The following is a 17,271-nucleotide window of genomic DNA, read 5'->3' as shown; positions in this document are numbered from 1 at the left end:
CGGATGGCCCCGGCAACGACGACCGCCCTGGACCACGCGGTCCGACTCGACCACGTCGGCAAGAGCTTCGGACGCTCCGGTGACGGCCGCCCCGTGCTGGACGACATCGATCTGACGGTCGCCCCCGGGGAGTTCGTCTGCCTGCTCGGCGCCTCCGGCTGCGGCAAGTCCACCCTGCTCAACCTGGTCGCCGGGCTGGACCGGCCGACGGCCGGCACCATCGACGTGCCCGGCGGCCGCCCGGCGCTGATGTTCCAGGAGCACGCCCTGTTCCCCTGGCTGACCGCCGGCCGCAACATCGAGCTCGCGCTGCGGCTGCGCGGCGTCCCCCGGCCCGAGCGGCGCCCGGAGGCCGAGCGGCTGCTCGACCTCGTACGGCTCGGCGGCTCGTACGGCAAGCGGGTGCACGAACTGTCCGGCGGCATGCGCCAGCGCGTCGCCCTCGCCCGCGCCCTGGCCCAGGACAGCCGGCTGCTGCTGATGGACGAGCCGTTCGCCGCGCTCGACGCCATCACCCGGGACGTGCTGCACCACGAACTCACCCGGATCTGGCGCGAGACGGAGCTGTCGGTGCTCTTCGTCACCCACAACGTCCGCGAGGCGGTCCGGCTGGGCCAGCGGGTGGTGCTGCTGTCGTCCCGGCCCGGCCGGGTGGTCAGGGAGTGGACGGTGGACCTGCCGCAGCCGCGCCGCATCGAGGACGGGGCCGTCGCCGAGCTGTCCGTGGAGATCACCGAGGAACTACGGGGGGAGATCCGCCGCCATGGCAAACACTGAGACCGTCCATCCGGACCTCGTCGGCCTGGAGGCCGGCCTCGACGCACTGGACTCCGTACAGGTCCGGCGCGCCCCCTTCCGCCAGGTCCTGCTCCGCAAGGTGCTGCCGCCGGTGTCCGCCGTGCTGCTGGTGCTCGCCGTATGGAAGCTCCTGGTCGTCGCCGGGGTCACCGCCGACTACAAGCTTCCCGACCCTTCGGCGGTCTGGGGCAGCCTGCGCGAACTGTGGCTGAACGGGACGCTGTTCGACATCATCTGGACCAGCGTCTCGCGCGGCCTGCTCGGCTTCGCGGCCGCCCTCGTCATCGGCACGCCGCTGGGTCTGCTGGTGGCCCGGGTGCCGTTCGTCCGGGCGGCACTGGGGCCGATCCTCTCCGGCCTCCAGTCCCTCCCCTCCGTCGCCTGGGTACCGGCCGCGGTCATCTGGCTGGGCATCACCGACACGGCGATGTACGCGGTCATCCTGCTGGGCGCGGTGCCGTCCATCGCCAACGGGCTGGTCTCCGGCATCGACCAGGTTCCCCCGCTCTATCTGCGGGCCGGGCGGACGCTGGGGGCGACGGGGGTGCGGGGCGCCCGGTTCGTCCTGCTGCCTGCGGCGCTGCCCGGCTACATCGCCGGCCTCAAACAGGGCTGGGCCTTCTCCTGGCGCTCCCTGATGGCCGCCGAACTCATCGCCTCCTCACCCGACTTGGGGCTCGGGCTCGGCCAGTACCTGGAGAACGCCCGCACCGACTCCGACATGCCGGGCGTCCTCCTGGGGATCCTGCTCATCCTCTTCGTCGGCATCGCCATCGACCTCGCCGTCTTCAGCCCGCTGGAGCGACGGGTGCTGCGGACGCGGGGACTGGCCGCGTGACGCTGCTCCTCGTCGCCCACGGCAGCCGCGACCCCCGGCACGCGGCGACCGTCGCCGCGCTGCGCGCCGGGGTCGCGGCGCGGCGGCCGGACGTACGGGTCGAGGCGGGCTTCCTCGACTTCTGCACGCCCTCGGTGCCGGAGGTGCTGGCCCGGCTGGCGGCGGACGGGGTGCGGTCGGCGGTCGCGGTACCGCTGCTGCTGACGCGGGCGTTCCACGCGCGGACGGACATCCCGGAGGTGCTCCGCGCCTCCTGCCCACCCGACCTGACGATCCGTCAGACATCGGTCCTCGGCCCGTCCCCCCTCCTCATCACCGCCCTGGAACGCCGCCTCGCGGAGGCGGGCGTGGGCGTACGCGACCGTTCCGGGACGGGGGTGGTGCTGGCGGCGGCGGGGACGTCCGACCCGCGGGGCCGCGCGGTGATGGAGGGCGTGGCCCACCGCTGGCAGCGCTCGGGGGGCTGGCGGGCCGTGCACTGCGCCTACGCCTCGGCCGCCGGCCCGCGCACGGAGGAGGCGGTACGCACCCTGCGGGCGTCCGGGTGCGACCGGGTCGCCGTGGCCCGCTACGTCCTGGCTCCCGGCCGGCTCCCGGACCGCATCGCGGCGGGGGCGCGGGAGGCGGGGGCGGATGCGGTGACGGATGTGCTGGGGGCGGGGAGGGAGGTGGTGTCGGTGGTGCTGCGGCGGTACGAGGAGGCGGTGGGGTCTTCTCCCCCACCCCGCCCTTTCACCGTTTCCTCCGGGGCAAGCCCCGGCCCCCGCAACGCGGCTGCGCCGCGTTAGTCCTCAAACTCCCCCAGAGGGGGTACCCCCAGACGGGCTGATCCGGCGCCCCCGGCGCGCAGTCGCTCCACCTGCCCCAGCCCCACCTCCGACCCCCGCCTCAAAAACTCCTCGATCACCACGAGTTGCTCGTCCGGGAACGAGGCCAGCAGCTCCCGGAACGCCCGCCCCGGCCCGTCCCACGCCTCCCCCAGCCTCCCGACCGCCTCGGGCGCGAGGACGACCAACGCCCGCCGCCGGTCCGCGGGATCGGCCCGCCGCTCCGCGAACCCCGCCTTCTCCAGCCGGTCCACGAGCCGCGTCGCGGCCCCCGGCGTCAGGCCGGTCAGCCGGGCGATCTCCCCCGTGCCCAGCGGCCGGTCCTCCATCTCCAGCAGGCTCAGACACTGCAGATCCGTGGGGTGCAGCCCCATCCGCGAGGCCATGGCCTGATTGAACAACGCATAGACCGCGTAGTGCCGCCGACTCTCCGTCTTGACCCGCGCCACCAGTTCGCCCCGGTCCGTCACCGGACAGCCACCTCCATCAAAATTACTTGCGCGACGCGATCTTTGCGTCACACAATATTTCCGCGACGCACACTCCCGTCGCCCCCCGCATCCTACGAAAGGCACCTTCATCCCATGACGACCCTCGTCACCGGCGCCCGCGGCCGCGTCGGCAGCACCCTGATCGAGCTCCTGAACGCCCGCGGCCTGCCGGTCCGCGCCGCCTCCCGGGCCCCGGAGAAGCTGACCGGCCTCCCGGCGGACGTGCCCCGCGTCCGCTGCGCGCTCGACGCCCCGGAGACGTTCCCCGCCGCGCTCGACGGCGTCACCTCCGTCTTCCTCTACGCGGACGCGTCCCGCCTCGACGACTTCCTCGCCGTGGCCGCCACCGCCGGCGTCCGGCACATCGTGCTGCTGTCGTCGTCCTCCGTCCTCGTCCCGGACCCGGCCGCCGACCCCCTCGCCCGCGGCCACTGGGCGGCCGAACAGGCCCTGGCCGCCTCGCCGATCACCTCGACGCTCCTGCGGCCGGGCGCCTTCGCCACCAACGCGCTCGGCTGGGTCCACGCCCTGCGCACCACCGGCACCGTCCGCCTCCCCGTCCCCGACGCCCACGCCGGCCCCCTCCACGAACGGGACCTGGCCGAGGCCGCCCTCGCGGTCCTCACCGACCCGGACCCGCTCGGCGGCGCCCACCACCTCACCGGCCCGGAGTCACTCACCTTCCGGGAGCAGCTCGCCGTCATCTCCCGGGTCACGGGCATGACCGCCGAGGCCGAGCCCCTCGCCCCCGAGGAGTGGAAGAAGGAGGTGTCCGCCCATCTGCCCGAGCACATCGCCGACTCGCTCCTGGCCTACTGGCGGAAGAGCGACGGTTCCCCGGCGGAGACCACCAAGGGGATCGAGGAGCTGACCGGCCACCCGGCCCGCTCCTTCACCACCTGGGTCGAGGACCACGCCGCGGCGTTCACCGGCTGACCCCGCCAACACCGTCCAGGCGCTCAGGCGTTCGGGCGCTCAGGCGGACTCCACCGCCGTCCCGATCCCCAGCGCCACCAGGATCCCGCCCGTGGCACGCTCCAGATTGCGGTGGACGCGGGGCCGCCGCAGCCACGCCATCATCCGGTCGGCACCGGCCGCGACGAGCAGCATCCACGCGGCCGCGATCACCGCGTCGATCGCACCGAAGAGCAGGGTCGTCCCCAGCGGGGACGCGCCGTCCGGCAGGAACTGCGGGGCGACGGCCACGAAGAAGACGCCCACCTTCGGATTCAGCAGACAACTCAGCACGCCCTGGCGGAACGCCGCGCCCGCGCGGGGCGGCGGACCGGCGTCCTCGGGAACCGGCACCTCCTCCGACGACAGGGCCACGGCACGCCGCTGCGCCCACAGCGCCTGGGCGCCCAGGAAGACCAGATAGGCGGCGCCGGCCAGGCGGACGACGGTGAACGCCGCGTCCCACCGCTGGAGCGCCGCGGCCAGTCCGAACGCGGCCGCCACGCCCCAGGCGAGCGAACCGGCCGCCACACCGAGGGCGGTCGCGCTCCCCGCGCGCCGGCCGCCGCGCAGACAGTTGCGCAGCACCAGCAGAAGATCCGGGCCGGGGGCCACGGCCACGAGCAAGGAGAAGAGGGCGAAGCCGAGTATCGCGGTCGTCACGGGACGCTCCTGTCGCACGAGGGCACCAGGACCGGAGCATAACCGCGGACGGCCGCCGCGCCCCGTGGGGGTGAGGCACGGCGGCCGAGGGGACCGTACCAGGCGGCGCCCCCGCCCGGCGCCCGCCCGGCCGGACCCCTGCGTGCCGCGCCGGTCCGCGGAAGCGGGAGACTTGGGGTGAACCGCCCGCTACGGGCACGGAAATTCGGAAGGCGAAGGTGCGGCAGTGGTGGACGCGGCTTTCACGGAGGAGCGGGCGCGCGGCGTCCTCGCGGCGGCCGGGGTGACGGCCCCCTCGGCGGGGGAGGCGACGCTGCTCGCCCTCGGCGAGAACGCGGTCTTCGCGGTGGGCGGGCTGGTGGCCAAGGTCGGGCGGCACGCCTCGCTGCGCGACCGCGCGGGCCGCGAACTGCGGGTCGCGGCCTGGCTCGCGGAGAGCGGCGTGCCCGCGGTGCGGGCGGCCGAGCCGGAGGTGCTCATGGCCGACGGCCACCCCGTGACGCTCTGGCACCGGCTCCCCGAGCCGGTCCGCCCCGCCGGCCCCGAGGACCTGGCCGGACTGCTCCGCCTCGTCCACGCATTGCCCTCACCGGACTTCGGCCTGCCCCCGCGGGAACTGCTCGACGGTGTCGAACGCTGGCTGCGGCTGGCCGGCCCGGCGATCGACCCGGCCGACGCGGACTATCTGCGCGAGCGCCGCGACGGCTTCGCGGCGGCCGCCGCCGCGCTGGTCCCCCAGCTGCCGCCGGGGCCGCTGCACGGCGACGCCCTGCCGCGCAACGTCCACGTCGGCCCGTCCGGCCCGGTCCTCGTCGACCTGGAGACCTTCTCCGGCGACCTGAGGGAGCACGACCTGGTGGTCATGGCCCTCAGCCGGGACCGGTACGGCCTGGACCCGCACGCCTACGACGCGTTCGTCCGGGCGTACGGCTGGGACGTCCGCGAGTGGGACGGCTGCGCGGTCCTGCGCGGGGCACGGGAGACGGCGAGCTGCGCATGGGTGGCGCAGCATGCGCCGGGGAATCCGGCGGCGCTGGCGGAGTTCCGGCGGCGGGTGGCGTCGCTGCGGGAGGGCGACGCGACGGTGCGCTGGCGTCCGTTCTAGGGTTTCCTCTCCCCGCCCCGCCCTTTCACCGTTTCTCGCGCGCTCCGCGCGGGGCAACGCGGCTGCGCGACTTCGCCCGAAGGGCGAATGGGGTCCGGGGTCTCCCCGGAGGAAACGGCGAAAGGGCGGGGCGGGGGCAAAAATCACCGGACGGGCCACCGCCCGTCCACCACCGCCCCCACATCCCCCCGGCTCCGCAGCCACGCCTGATACCCCTCCGCCCACTCCCCGTACCACCGCACCTGGTCCCGGTGCAGCTCCGCCAGCTCCGCCTTCGCAACCTGCGGATAGCGGGACGCTATCGCCAAAGCAACCCGCACCGCGGCCAGCGCATCCGCCCCCGCCTCATGGGCACTGTCGAGGACGACCCCGTACTCCCGGCAGACGTCGCTCAGCGTCCGCCGCCCCTTCCGGTACCGGTCCACGGCCCGGTCGATCGTCAATGGATCGATGACCGGGCCCAGCTCCAGCGACGGCAGGCCGTACCGCCGCAACTCGGCCGCCAGCAGACTCAGATCGAACGCCGCGTTGTAGGCGACGACGGGGCGGCCCAGCGCCCAGTGCCCCGCCAGCGACTCCGCTATCTCGGCCGCGACCTCCCGCGCGGGCCGCCCCTCCGCCGCCGCCCGCTCGCCGGTGATGCCGTGCACGGCCGTGGCCTCGGCCGGGACGGGGACGCCGGGGTCGGCCAGCCAGCAGCGCCGCCCCACCGGCTCGCCCCCGGCCGTCTCCACGACGGCCGCCGTGACGATCCGCGCCTCCGCCGGATCCGTGCCCGTCGTCTCCAGGTCGAATCCGACCAGCGGCTCCATGTGCCAGCCCGTGCTCATGGCAAATCCCCCTTCGTGGTGCTCTCCCCCGTAGGACAACCAGCCTCGCACGGGGCACTGACAACCACGCCGACAGGACGCCGGGCGGGCTCAGTTGACGGACCTCGAGTCCGCCCAGACCCCTTCGAACTCCTCGCGGTACGTGTCGAACAGCCCGTCCTCACCGGACACCCGCCCCCGCGCACCCCCGCGCAGCACCAGCACCGGCGCCTCCATCCCCCGCGCCCTGCGCAGATAGGGCTGGACGACGGCCAGTCCGTCGGCGCCGTCGCCGTTGACGAGGTAGGCCGTGAAGCGCGGCGTCTCGTCGAAGACGCGGATCTCGAACGCGGAGGGGACGGAGAGCCGGTCCCGCACCCGCCGCATGTGCATGATGTTCATCTCCACCGACCGGCTCATCTCCCCCTTCTTCAGCCCCAGCTCGCGCTCGCGGCGGCGGACCGCGCTGCTGGCCGGGTTGAGGAAGAGGAGCCGCGCCCGACAGCCGTCCTCGGCGAGCCGGACGAGCCGCCGCCCCGAGTAGTTCTGGACGAGCAGGTTGAGTCCTATGCCGACCGCGTCGAGCCGGCGCGCGCTGCCGAACAGGTCCTCCACGGGCAACTGCCGCTGGAGCCGGACCCGGTCGGGGTGGACGCCGACGACGTCCGCGTAGCGGTCGCCGACGAGGTCCTCCACGGCGTCGACGGGCAGCCGGTCCGCGGACGGGGTGCCGGCGCCGCCGCCGAGGATGTCGAGCACCCGGGCGGAGGCCCGCTCGGCCTGGGCGAGCACGGTCTGGGACAGGGCCCGGTTGCGCGAGACGACGTTGCGCGTGACCTCCAGCTCGTCGAGGGCGAGTTCGAGCTCGCGCCGGTCGTCGAGGTAGGGCTCGAAGCAGGGCCAGTGCTGGACGAGCAGCTCCCGCAGCTGGGGAAGGGTGAGGAAGCTGAGGACGTTGTCGTCGGCCGGGTCCAGCAGATAGCCCTTGCGCCGGCTGACCTCGCGGACGGCGACGGCCCGCTGCACCCACTCCTGCCCGGCGGGCCCGGCCGCGGCGACGACCCACTCGTCCTCGCCGTGCACCGGCTCGTAGACCGGCCGCAGCACGGCGGCGACGACGGCCCGCAGCCGCTGCTCCACCAGGTTCAGCCAGATGTAGGCCCGCCCGGCCCGGCGGGCGCGGGTGCGCACCTCGCCCCAGGCGTCCGCGCCCCAGTCGAGTTCCGACCCGATCTCCCCGGGGCGGGCGAGGGTCACCGCGCCGGGAGGCGTGCCGCCCATCGCGTCCTCTCCTGAATACCCCGGGTCTCCGTCCGCAGGGGGCAGCTCCAGCCCGCCCGAGCTCACCACTGCACCGCCTTCCGCCCCCGTTCAATGATCAAGGCAGGGTACTGCGCCCGCGGGAGGCGGCGCACACGCGCCTGGTCGGGCGCCCGGCGAACTCACCGGCCGCGCGTGCCGGTTGCCCATACGCCCTGCGGGGGTACGTGATCTGACTCATAGTGATATCCGGCCGGGAGCTGGGAAACCCCGGTCCGTCACCCGTGTGGTCCGGCCCCGCGCGGAGGTGGAGGGCGGTGCATTCGGGGAAGATCTGGACCTCGACGGCCCGGTGCGCGGCGCCCGGAGGAGGCCGGAGAAGCGGAAGAAGTCGAGCCTATGCAGGTCTGGCCGGGACAGGCGTACCCCCTCGGTGCCACCTATGACGGGGCGGGCACCAACTTCGCGGTCTTCTCCGAGGCGGCGGAGCGGATCGAGTTGTGCCTGCTGCACGAGGACGGGTCGGAGACGGCCGTCGAGCTGCGGGAGAGCGACGCGTTTGTACGCCACGCCTATCTGCCGGGGGTGATGCCGGGGCAGCGGTACGGGTTCCGGGCCCACGGCCCGTACGCGCCCGAGCGGGGCCTGCGGTGCAACTCCGCGAAACTTCTGCTGGATCCGTACGCCAAGGCGGTCAGCGGCCGGGTGGACTGGGGGGAGGCGGTCTACGGCTACCACTTCGACGACCGGGACGCGCGCAATGACATGGACTCCGCTCCGCACATGATGACCTCGGTCGTCATCAATCCGTACTTCGACTGGGGCGACGACCGCCGGCCGCGCACCGAGTACCACCGGACGGTCATCTACGAGGCGCACGTCAAGGGTCTGACGATGCTTCACCCGGAGCTTCCGCCGGAGATCCGCGGGACGTACGCGGCGCTGGCGCACCCCGCGGTGATCGGGCACCTGACCGGGCTGGGGGTGACGGCGATCGAGCTGATGCCGGTGCACCAGTTCGTCCACGACCACCGGCTGGCGGACCTGGGTCTGGCCAACTACTGGGGGTACAACACCATCGGCTTCTTCGCCCCGCACAACGCCTACGCGTCCTGGGGCGACCGGGGGCAGCAGGTGCTGGAGTTCAAGTCGGCGGTACGGGCCCTGCACGCGGCCGGCATCGAGGTCATCCTCGACGTGGTCTACAACCACACGGCCGAGGGCAACCACCTGGGGCCGACGCTCTCCTTCCGGGGCCTGGACAACGCCTCGTACTACCGGCTGTCGGACGACCCGCGCTTCTACACGGACACCACCGGCACCGGCAACTCCCTGCTGATGCGCAGCCCGCACGTGCTCCAGCTCATCATGGACTCGCTGCGCTACTGGGTGACCGAGATGCGGGTGGACGGCTTCCGGTTCGATCTGGCGGCCACGCTGGCCCGGCAGTTCCACGAGGTGGACCGGCTGTCGTCGTTCTTCGACCTGGTGCAGCAGGATCCCGTGGTGAGCCAGGTGAAGCTGATCGCGGAGCCGTGGGACGTCGGCGAAGGCGGCTACCAGGTCGGCAACTTCCCACCCCTGTGGGCCGAATGGAACGGCAAGTTCCGTGACACCTGCCGGGACCTGTGGCGCGGGGAACCCGCCACCCTGGCCGACTTCGGCTCCCGGCTGACCGGTTCCTCCGACCTCTACCAGGACGACGGACGGCGCCCGCTCGCCTCCGTCAACTTCGTCACCTGCCACGACGGTTTCACCCTCAACGACCTCGTCTCGTACAACGAGAAGCACAACGCGGCCAACGGCGAGGACAACCGCGACGGCGAGAGCCACAACCGCTCGTGGAACTGCGGCGTCGAGGGGGACACGGACGACGCCGCCGTCCTCGCCCTCCGCGACCGCCAGATGCGCAACCTCGTCGCCACCCTGCTGCTCTCCCAGGGCGTCCCGATGATCAGTCACGGCGACGAGTTCGCCCGCACGCAGCGCGGCAACAACAACGCCTACTGCCAGGACGGCGAGCTCTCCTGGGTGCACTGGCCGGATGCCGACGACCCCGCCGCGGACCGCGCCCGCCGGACGCTGGCCTTCACCCGGGCCATGGTCTGGCTCCGCCGCGACCACCCGGTCTTCCGGCGGCGCCGCTTCTTCCACGGCAGGCCGGTGCAGGGCACCCACGACGAGCTGTCCGACATCGCCTGGTTCACCCACGAGGGCGAGGAGATGCGGGACGAGGACTGGCAGGCGGCGCACGCCCGCTCGCTGACGGTCTTCCTCAACGGCGGCGCCATCTCCGAGCCGGGCCCGCGCGGGGAGCCGGTGGTCGACGACTCCTTCCTGCTGATGTTCAACGCCCACGACGGCCCGCTCGACTTCACCGTCCCGCCCGACCACGGCCGGCTCTGGCAGGTCGTGGTGGACACGGCGTGCCCGGAGGGGGTCACCCGGGACGGCCCGAAGCTCGGCGCGGGCGACCGGCTCACCCTCGCCGACCGCAGCCTCGCCGTCCTCCAACGCCCCCTGTAACCGCCGGACGGACGGGGTACGGATGTTCCCATGAAGCGCGACAGCCGCGACGGGGCACACCCGGCGACCCCGCCGACCGCCACCTACCGCCTCCAGCTCCAGCCCGCCTTCCCCTTCACCGCGGCCGAACGCGCCGTGCCGTACCTCGCCTCCCTCGGCGTCTCCCATCTGCACCTGTCCCCCGTCCTGGAGGCGGTGCCGGGCTCGGCACACGGCTACGACGTCACCGACCACACATCCGTCCGGGCCGAGCTGGGCGGCGAGGACGGCCTGCGCTCCCTGGCCCGTACCGCGCACGCCCACGGTCTCGGCCTGGTCCTGGACATCGTCCCCAACCACATGGCCGTCCCCGCCCCCGAGCACCTCAACGGCCCGCTGTGGGAGGTGCTGCGCGACGGCCCCGCCTCCCCGTACGCCCGCTGGTTCGACATCGACTGGGCCGAACACGGCGGCAAGGTGCTGATGCCGCTCCTCGCCGGCCGGCTGGGCGACGAGCTCGGCGCCTTCACCGTCGACGACAACACCCTCCGCTACCACGACCACGTCCTGCCCCTGCGCCCCGGCACCGAGCGCCTGCCGCTCCCGGAGCTGCTGGACGCGCAGTGGTACCGGCCCGCCTGGTGGCGGCTGGCCCGCACCGAGCTCAACCGGCGGCGCTTCTTCACCGTCTCCGAACTGATCGCCGTCCGCGCCGAGGACCCGGAGGTCTTCGCCGCCACCCACGCCAAAGTGCTCCGACTGCTGCGCGAAGGCGTCCTCGACGGGCTGCGCGTCGACCACCCCGACGGCCTCGCCGACCCGGCCGGCTACCTCGCGCGCCTCCACGAGGAGACCGGCGGCCGCTGGACCGTCGTGGAGAAGATCCTCTCCCGCGACGAACCGCTGCCGGACGGCTGGCCCGTGGCGGGCACCACCGGCTACGACGCCCTGCGCCATGTCGACGGCCTCTTCACCGACCCGGCCGGTGCCGCCGAACTCACCGCCTTCTACCGTGCGTTCGCCTCCCCTCCCGCCGACCGCGGCGGCGACTGGCCCGAGACGGTACGGCGGGCCGCCCGGCGCATGGTCTCCCACGAACTGGCGGCCGAGGTCGAACGGCTGGTGCGGGTAGCCGTCCGGATCTGCGACGCGTCCTGGCGGCTGCGCGACCACGCGCCCTGGGCGCTGCGCACGGCGCTCTGCGAGATCCTCGTCCGGCTGCCGGTCTACCGCCCGTACGCGCGGCCCGGCGAGCCGGTCGCCCCGGCGGACGCCGCCCTGCTGGACGAGGCCGCGCAGGGCGCGCGTTCCGCCTTCGCGGTGCCGGAGGAGGCGGCCGCCGTGGAAGTGGTGCGCGATGCGGCCCTCGGACGGCTCGGGGACGGCCCCGAACACCGCGACTTCTGCGCCCGGTTCGCCCAGACGGCCGCGGCGGTACGGGCCAAGTCGGCCGAGGACACGGCCTTCTACCGCTACGCGCCCCTGCTGTCGGCGACGGAGGTCGGCGGCGCCCCGGACCGCCCCGCCGTTCCCCCGGACGCCTTCCACGCCTTCTGCGCCCGGATCCAGCGGGACTGGCCCGCGACGGGGACAGTACTGACCACGCACGACACCAAGCGCAGCGCGGACGTACGGGCGCGGATCGCGGCACTGAGCGAGCACCCGCACGGGTGGGCCGAGTTGATCGACCGGCTGCACGCCGGGCATCCCGCCCCCGACCCCCATGTCGCCTGGACCGCCTGGCAGAACGCCTTCGGGCTGGGCACGCCGGACCCGCTGCGGCTCGTCCCCGCCGTCGTCAAAGGCGTGCGCGAGGCCGCGCTGCGCACGACGTGGACCGAGCCGAACGCCGCGTACGAGGCGGCGGTCGAGTCGTTCGTCGTCACGGGACCGTGCGGGCCCGCCCACCGGGAACTGACCGCCTTCGCGGAGGAGGCGGAGCCGTCCGTACGGGCCAACACGCTCGGCGCGGCGCTGCTCCAGCTGACGATGCCGGGGGTGCCGGATCTGTACATGGGCACGGAGCGGCTGTACCCGGCCCTGGTCGACCCGGACAACCGCCGTCCGCCGCGCTTCCCGGGTGACGAGCCAGATGGACTCTCCGCCGACAAGCTGCACTTGACCCGTACGGCGCTGCGGCTGCGGCGCGCGCACCCCGAGTGGTTCGTCGGCACCGACGCGACGTACGAGCCGCTGACCGCGACCGGCCCGGCAGCCGGGCACTGTGTGGCCTTCGCCCGCTCGGGGCGGGCGGTGACCGTCGCGACGCGCCTGCCGCATCGGCTGGCCGCCGGGGGCGGCTGGGGCGATACGGCGCTGGCCTTGCCGGGCGGGGGCGCGTGGCGCGAGCTACTGACGGGTCGGGCGTGCCCGGAGCGGGTGCCGCTGTCGCGGCTGCTCCATCGTTTTCCGGTGGCGTTGCTGGTGCGGGAATGACCGGCGGCCGCGCCGAACACCACGCGGGGTGCCCGGCGTACGCCCACCCCGCGCAGAACCGGTCACCCGAAGAACGACTCCCCGCACAGCTCCGCGAACCGCCCCGCGGCTCCCGTGAGTTCCACCCGCGAGAACACCACCATCTCCCTCCTCCACCCCGGGTTCGTGGGCGACCTGCTCCCGCCGCCGTCCCTCGGCCTGGCCCACGCCTCGTTCGCCGAGGGCCTGGTGGTCGCCGAGACGCTGGCGGGCCGGACACCCCGACCGGTGGACTACACGGCCGTACCGCGAGTGACGTACTCCAGCCCATAGACGGCCTCGGTCGGTCTGAGCGAGGTCGAGGCCATCGCCCGTGGTCACGCGGTGGAGGTCAACTCCATGCCGCTGGCCGGCATCGCCAAGGGCATGGTCCATGGCCAGGGGGGCACGGTGAAGGTGGTGGCGGAGAAGGGCGGCGGACGGATCCCGGGCGTGCACCTGGTCGGCCCGCACCCGACGCTGTCGGAGGCGGTCGGCGAGGTCATGCTGTCCCTCGCGGGGCGGGGGCTGCACCAGGTCTGAGGAGGCGGCCGTTGCGGTACGAGGTGTGGGCGCCGTCCGCGTCCCAGGTGACGCTGCACGCGGACGGCCGTGCGTACCCCATGCGCCGCGAGGACGGCGGCTGGTGGCGGCGCGCCGCCCCCGGCACGGACGGCACCCGCTACGGCTTCGCCCTCGACGACGGCCCCGCCCTCCCCGACCCGCGCGCCCGCCGCCTCCCCGACGGCCCGGACGGCCTCGCGGCCGTCCTGGACCCCACCCTCTCCGTCTGGCGACACGACTGGCCGGGCCGCCCGCTCCCCGGAGCGGTCCTCTACGAACTGCACGTGGGCACCTTCACCCGGACCGGCACCTTCGAAGCAGCTGCCGAACATCTGCCGCATCTCGCCCAGTTGGGTGTGACGCACATCGAACTGATGCCGGTCTGCCCCTTCCCCGGCACGCACGGCTGGGGCTACGACGGGGTGGCCCCCTGGGCCGTCCACGAACCCTACGGCGGCCCGGGCGGCCTGGTCCGCTTCGTGGACGCGGCCCACGCCCTCGGCCTGGGCGTCGTCCTCGACGTCGTCCACAACCACTTGGGCCCCTCCGGCAACCATCTCCCCGCCTTCGGACCGTACTTCACCGACCGCCATCACACCCCCTGGGGCGCGGCGGTCAACCTGGGCGAGCCCGAGGTCCGCGCGTACTTCACGAACAGCGCCCTCGCCTGGCTGCGCGACTACCGCCTGGACGGCCTGCGCCTGGACGCGATCCACGCCCTGACCCCCCGCGCCCCCTTCCTCCCCGAACTCTCCTCAGCGGTGGACGAGCTGTCGCAATCCCTGTCCCGCCCCCTCTTCCTCATAGCCGAGTCCGACCTCAACGACCCGCTCACCACGACCCCCCGCTCCTCCGGCGGCCACGGCCTCCACGCCCAGTGGAACGACGACTTCCATCACGCCCTGCACACCGCCCTCACCGGCGAATCCCAGGGCTACTACGCCGACTTCGCCGCCGATCCCGCACAGGCGCTGGCGAAGATCCTGCGCGGGGGCTTCTTCCACGACGGCACATACTCCTCCTTCCGCAACCGCCCCCACGGCCACCCGCTGAACCCGTCGACGACGCCCCCGTACCGCCTCCTCGCCTACACCCAGACCCACGACCAGATAGGCAACCGAGCCCAGGGCGACCGCCTCTCCGCCCATCTCTCCCCCGGCCTCCTCGCCTGCGCCGCCGCCCTCACCCTCTGCTCCCCCTTCACCCCCATGCTTTTCATGGGCGAGGAATGGGGCGCCCGCACGCCCTGGCAGTACTTCACCGACCACCCCGATCCCGCCCTCGCGGAGGCCGTACGCACGGGCCGCCGCCGCGAGTTCGCCGCCCACGGCTGGCCGTCGGACGCGATCCCGGACCCTCAATCCCCGGAAACCCGCCTCCGCTCCTGCCTCGACTGGGACGAGCCGAAGCGCGAACCCCACGCCCGCCTCCTGGCCTGGTACCGCCGCCTGATCGCCCTCCGCCGCGCCACACCGGCCCTGACCGACCCGGACTGGTCGTACACCGCCCTGTCGACCGACGACCGGACGGTCCACTTCCGACGAGGACCCGTACACCTCGCCGTCAACTTGTCCCCTCAACCGGCTGCCTTGGCGCTGGGCGGCACCGCCGCGATCGTCGCTGCCTGGAGCCCGGTCGCCCCGCCGGACGGGGCGGGTGTGCTGCATCTGCCCCCGGAAACAGCTGCGGTACTTCTCGCTACTTGACGGTCTCGCCGTCGAAGAGGACGTCGTCCTCCCACTGCCCGGTCGGCTGCCGGGCGAGCCGCAGATAGTGCTCGGCGATCCGGTCCGGGTCGAGCGGAGAGCCCGGGGAGACCGGCCCGGCGACGGTGACGGTGGCGATGTGCACCCCGTACGGCCCGAACTCCTCGGCGAGCACCGAACGGGCCGCGCGCAGTCCGGCCTTGCCGATGGAGAGGCTGGTCCCCGCCACGCGGGGAACCGGCATGCCGGAGGTGAGCAGGACGGTGCCGCCGCCGTTCCCGGCCATGAGCGGAGCCAGGTGCGTCGCGGCGCTCACCGCGCCGACCACGTTGACCCGCAGGGTCTCCGTCAGTTCGGCGGCGGACAGTTCACCGGGCCGGTCGTAGCGGACCCGGGCCGCGTTGTAGACCAGGACGTCCGGGACGCCGAGCCGTTCGACGGCCGCATCGAGCGCGGAGCGCAGGGAGTCTTCGTCGGCGGTATCGGCCTCCAGGCCGAGGGCTTTGCTCCCGGCTCCGTCGACCGCCCCGACGGCCCCGTCGACGGTGGACCGCGAACGGGCCAGCACTGCGATGTCGAAGCCCTCCCGGGCGAACCGGCGGGCCACCGCCTGCCCGACGCCGGGCCCGGCACCGATCACGAACACTCCGGCCATGGCGGTTCAACTTCCCTTCGGTGGAGCCTGGTCGTGGGAGAAACCTCCGCCAGTCACTCCGTATTCCGCCGGGCACCCCGAGGCGGGCGAGCCGGAGCGAGTAGTGTTCTGCTCTTCGAACGCGAGAGCAGTCTCCTTCACCGACCGCCCCTCAGGGGCACCTGGATCAAGGCAGTTGACATCCGATCAGCGCGTAATTCCTGACCAGGAGGCCAGATTGAGAGACCACCACCCCACCCGCAGAAACATCCTCAAGGCTGCCGGCGGGCTCTCCTCGGCTGCGGTCATCGGCAGCTTGGGCGTCCTCACCGCAGCAGCACCGGCTAAAGCGGCCAGATCGGCCGGCGACGGCTTCGGGCTGCGCATCGTGGACCGCAACGAGAGCGATCCCCGCCTGCGGTACTACCGGTTCGCGACCGAAGCGATCGGCTGGAACCCCGGCGTCAACGTACTGCTTCCCGACGACTACCACACCAGTGGACGGACCTACCCCGTCCTCTACCTCTTCCACGGCGGCAGTACGAGTTCGGACTTCACCGATTTCGACCGCGCAGGCATCCGGGGCTGGACGGCCGGCAAACCGATCATCGTCGTGATGCCCGACGGCGGCCACGCGGGCTGGTACTCCAACCCGGTCAGCTCCAACGTCGGCCCCCGCAACTGGGAGACGTTCCACATGGCCCAGCTCGTCCCGTGGATCGACGCCAACTTCCGTACCTACGCCGAGTACGACGGTCGCGCCGTCGCCGGGTTCTCGATGGGCGGGTTCGGCGCCCTGAAGTACGCCGCCAAGTACTCCGGTGACTTCGCCTCGGTGAGTGCCCACTCCGGCCCGGCCAGCCTGCGCCGTGATTTCGGCCTGGTCACCCACTGGGCCAACATATCCTCCGCCGTGGCGGACCTGGCCGGCGGCACGATCTACGGAGCACCGCTGTGGAACGAGGCCAGGGTGAGTGCCGACAACCCGGTGGAGAACGTCGAGCGCTACCGCGGCAAGCGCATCTTCCTGGTGGCCGGTACCGGCAGCGGCCAGGCCGACTGGTTCAACCAGGTCTCCGAGGGCCAGGTGCTCGCCGGCCAACGCGAGTTCCGCGGGCTGCTGCGCGATGCAGGCATCGACCATGAAGGGCGCGAGGAGTCCGGCAGTCACGAATTCCGCGTACCCGTCTTCCTCCACGACCTCGACGGCATCATCGGCCGGCTCCGCAAGGCGTAGCGGAGGGCGAGGAGCCCCGCTCCCGGTCGGTTCCGGGAGCGGGGCACACCGTCACGGACGTTCCGCGACTACGACGAGTGGGCGGCAGCCGAGCCGTCCCACCGGTTCACGGCCCTCCCCTGACCTGGTGGGGGGCTGGGCAACACCCCGTCCGGTCCCCGCGACGCGCAGGCAAAGCGCCGCCGCAAGCCTGCCGGCCGGCCTTGGCGCGGGCGATCCGGCCGAACCGGGTCCCCTGGTGGCCGGGTTCCGCCCCTTCGCCAGTGAACTCCGGGAGGACATCGGACCGTTCGCCGCCCTGATCCGGAGGCCGGAATCCCGGGCGTGCTCGGCCGGGGAGCCCTCACCCCACTGGGGGCGGCCTTGCTCTCGGAGGCGGGGCCGCCGTGGTCGTCGCGGCGTGATGCCCGGTGGCTCCGCCGGACA

General features: G+C 73.4%; 14 protein-coding genes and 1 pseudogene. 10 read left to right on the top strand and 5 right to left on the bottom strand.

What is annotated here, in order from left to right; genetic code table 11:
- Positions 1–3 precede the first annotated feature (3 nt).
- From AB8735_RS28925 to AB8735_RS28915, 3 genes are read left to right on the top strand one after another with little or no spacing between them, the layout of a single operon-like run.
- Positions 4–777, top strand: coding sequence for an ABC transporter ATP-binding protein (locus AB8735_RS28925; RefSeq protein ID WP_372410376.1), 774 nt, complete (start codon positions 4–6; stop codon positions 775–777).
- Positions 764–1,636, top strand: coding sequence for an ABC transporter permease (locus AB8735_RS28920; RefSeq protein ID WP_372410374.1), 873 nt, complete (start codon positions 764–766; stop codon positions 1,634–1,636). Before AB8735_RS28925 ends, AB8735_RS28920 begins: the two co-directional genes overlap by 14 nt.
- The gene (locus AB8735_RS28915; RefSeq protein ID WP_372410373.1) at positions 1,633–2,424 is read left to right on the top strand and encodes a sirohydrochlorin chelatase; all 792 of its coding nucleotides are present in this window, start codon (positions 1,633–1,635) and stop codon (positions 2,422–2,424) included. Before AB8735_RS28920 ends, AB8735_RS28915 begins: the two co-directional genes overlap by 4 nt.
- Here the strand turns inward: AB8735_RS28915 and AB8735_RS28910 are convergent.
- Positions 2,421–2,933 carry a MarR family winged helix-turn-helix transcriptional regulator gene (locus tag AB8735_RS28910; RefSeq protein ID WP_372410372.1) on the bottom strand — a complete coding sequence of 171 codons (513 nt, stop codon included), beginning with the start codon at positions 2,931–2,933 and terminating at the stop codon, positions 2,421–2,423. The two genes, AB8735_RS28915 and AB8735_RS28910, sit on opposite strands and share 4 nt — an antisense overlap.
- Before the next feature lie 114 nt (positions 2,934–3,047).
- Between AB8735_RS28910 and AB8735_RS28905 the strand changes: the two genes are divergently transcribed.
- Positions 3,048–3,890, top strand: coding sequence for an NAD(P)H-binding protein (locus AB8735_RS28905; RefSeq protein ID WP_372410371.1), 843 nt, complete (start codon positions 3,048–3,050; stop codon positions 3,888–3,890).
- Positions 3,891–3,929: 39 nt separating this feature from the next.
- Here AB8735_RS28905 and AB8735_RS28900 read toward each other — a convergent pair whose 3' ends face one another.
- Positions 3,930–4,571 carry a LysE family translocator gene (locus tag AB8735_RS28900; RefSeq protein WP_372410370.1) on the bottom strand — a complete coding sequence of 214 codons (642 nt, stop codon included), beginning with the start codon at positions 4,569–4,571 and terminating at the stop codon, positions 3,930–3,932.
- 229 nt (positions 4,572–4,800) lie between these two features.
- Between AB8735_RS28900 and AB8735_RS28895 the strand changes: the two genes are divergently transcribed.
- Positions 4,801–5,676, top strand: a complete 876-nt coding sequence (locus AB8735_RS28895) for a phosphotransferase enzyme family protein (protein WP_372410369.1) — start codon at positions 4,801–4,803, stop codon at positions 5,674–5,676.
- Positions 5,677–5,819: 143 nt separating this feature from the next.
- Here AB8735_RS28895 and AB8735_RS28890 read toward each other — a convergent pair whose 3' ends face one another.
- A complete protein-coding gene (locus tag AB8735_RS28890; RefSeq protein ID WP_372410368.1) occupies positions 5,820–6,506 on the bottom strand; it encodes a 3'-5' exonuclease in 687 nt (228 codons plus the stop codon).
- Between the two features lie 90 nt (positions 6,507–6,596).
- Positions 6,597–7,832: an SAV2148 family HEPN domain-containing protein gene (locus tag AB8735_RS28885; protein WP_344019950.1), complete on the bottom strand. Its 1,236-nt coding sequence runs from the start codon at positions 7,830–7,832 to the stop codon at positions 6,597–6,599.
- 312 nt (positions 7,833–8,144) lie between these two features.
- Here AB8735_RS28885 and glgX point away from each other — a divergent pair, with 312 nt between their 5' ends.
- The 4 genes and pseudogenes from glgX to treZ all read left to right on the top strand — a co-directional run bounded on the left by glgX (position 8,145) and on the right by treZ (position 14,974).
- The gene (gene glgX, locus AB8735_RS28880; protein WP_372410367.1) at positions 8,145–10,271 is read left to right on the top strand and encodes a glycogen debranching protein GlgX; all 2,127 of its coding nucleotides are present in this window, start codon (positions 8,145–8,147) and stop codon (positions 10,269–10,271) included.
- 30 nt (positions 10,272–10,301) lie between these two features.
- Positions 10,302–12,686 (top strand): malto-oligosyltrehalose synthase, encoded by a 2,385-nt coding sequence (gene treY / locus AB8735_RS28875; protein ID WP_372410366.1) that lies wholly within the window; start codon positions 10,302–10,304, stop codon positions 12,684–12,686.
- Positions 12,687–12,794: 108 nt separating this feature from the next.
- A pseudogene (locus AB8735_RS28870) lies at positions 12,795–13,247 on the top strand (dihydrolipoyl dehydrogenase); the annotation flags it as partial.
- An 11-nt stretch (positions 13,248–13,258) separates the two neighbouring features.
- The gene (treZ, locus tag AB8735_RS28865) at positions 13,259–14,974 is read left to right on the top strand and encodes a malto-oligosyltrehalose trehalohydrolase (protein ID WP_372410364.1); all 1,716 of its coding nucleotides are present in this window, start codon (positions 13,259–13,261) and stop codon (positions 14,972–14,974) included.
- Here treZ and AB8735_RS28860 read toward each other — a convergent pair.
- A complete protein-coding gene (locus tag AB8735_RS28860; protein WP_372410363.1) occupies positions 14,967–15,629 on the bottom strand; it encodes an SDR family NAD(P)-dependent oxidoreductase in 663 nt (220 codons plus the stop codon). The two genes, treZ and AB8735_RS28860, sit on opposite strands and share 8 nt — an antisense overlap.
- Before the next feature lie 217 nt (positions 15,630–15,846).
- On the opposite strand from AB8735_RS28860, the gene AB8735_RS28855 reads away from it, so the two are divergent.
- Positions 15,847–16,845, top strand: coding sequence for an alpha/beta hydrolase (locus AB8735_RS28855; RefSeq protein ID WP_372410362.1), 999 nt, complete (start codon positions 15,847–15,849; stop codon positions 16,843–16,845).
- The last annotated feature ends 426 nt before the right edge of the window (positions 16,846–17,271 follow it).

The sequence above is a fragment of the Streptomyces luteireticuli genome, from assembly GCF_041519305.1.
GTDB lineage: Bacteria > Actinomycetota > Actinomycetes > Streptomycetales > Streptomycetaceae > Streptomyces > Streptomyces luteireticuli.
This window is presented reverse-complemented; position numbering and strand designations above follow the sequence as displayed.